Origin of the sequence: Streptomyces lancefieldiae, from assembly GCF_031845825.1 — a bacterium.
Lineage (GTDB): Bacteria > Actinomycetota > Actinomycetes > Streptomycetales > Streptomycetaceae > Streptomyces > Streptomyces lancefieldiae.
Genome location: NZ_JAVRFH010000247.1, coordinates 1 through 875 on the forward strand (window position 1 = coordinate 1; position 875 = coordinate 875).

The following is an 875-nucleotide window of genomic DNA, read 5'->3' on the forward strand; positions in this document are numbered from 1 at the left end:
TCTGGTTCTCCGGCGCGCTCCGCGCGCTGCGGTCGGCCCGCTGGGACCGCTCCGTGGCCCTGTCCCCCAGCGCCGCGCGGCCAGCGGCCCTGGGCGCGCCGGGCAGCACCGCCGGGGTGCGCTCAGCCGGCGCGGCCGTTCCGCCGTCCGCTGCGACGGGAACGTCGGCCGGCGTGCCGGAAGGCGAGACGGACGCAAACTGGCCCGGCCCGGGGGAGGTGGCCCCCGGGAACAGCGGCCTACCGCGCTGTGTCATGAGCAGCTCCCTTCGTCAGGCGGCGCAGGACCGTGGACGGGCGCAGTTCGGCCGGGGCGTGCAGCCGCAGGTGCTCCTGCACGGCCAGGGCCTGAAGCGTGCGGGCCATCTCCGCGCCCTTGCGCATCAGCGGCGCGCCGGCGAAACCGCGGCCGCCGTCGCCGCCGTGAGTCAGGACACGGGCGGCCTTCTCGTCGAACGGCAGCTCCGCGAAGATCGGCAACTGGAGCTGCTCGGCGACATCGCGTGCCCGGTAGGGACCTTCGCCGATCACGACGAGGCCGATGCGGCTGCTGTCGCGTCCGTGCAACTGCAGCGCCGCGCGCAGGGCCTCGGCCCTGGGCTTGGCCGCGTGGACGGAGCGCAGCGTGGTGCGGACCACGATGGCGGTGAGGTCGGCGCTGCGGGCCAGGGCGCTGGCGGCGCCCGCGGCGCCGGAGCGGCCGAGGTCGACGAGGATGTCGTAGCCGCTCTCGCGCTGCTCCAGGTCGCGGAACAGCTGGGCCAGCCGGGGCCAGGTCTGGTGCAGGCCCGCGGCCTGGGCCGGGCTGGCCAGTCCGGGCAGCAGCAGCCGGTTGGCCTCCGCCTCCGGCTCGGACAGGTTCAGCAACTGCTGCCA

The 875-nt window shown here is 76.2% G+C and carries 1 protein-coding gene and 1 pseudogene; both read right to left on the bottom strand.

The features are described 5' to 3' along the window. Positions 1 to 256 (bottom strand): annotated as a pseudogene (locus tag RM812_RS41920) (CpaF family protein); the annotation flags it as partial. After that, a partial coding sequence (locus tag RM812_RS41925) for a hypothetical protein (RefSeq protein WP_311586242.1) occupies positions 240 to 875 on the bottom strand: 636 nt, incomplete at its 5' end. The pseudogene RM812_RS41920 and the gene RM812_RS41925, both read right to left, overlap by 17 nt.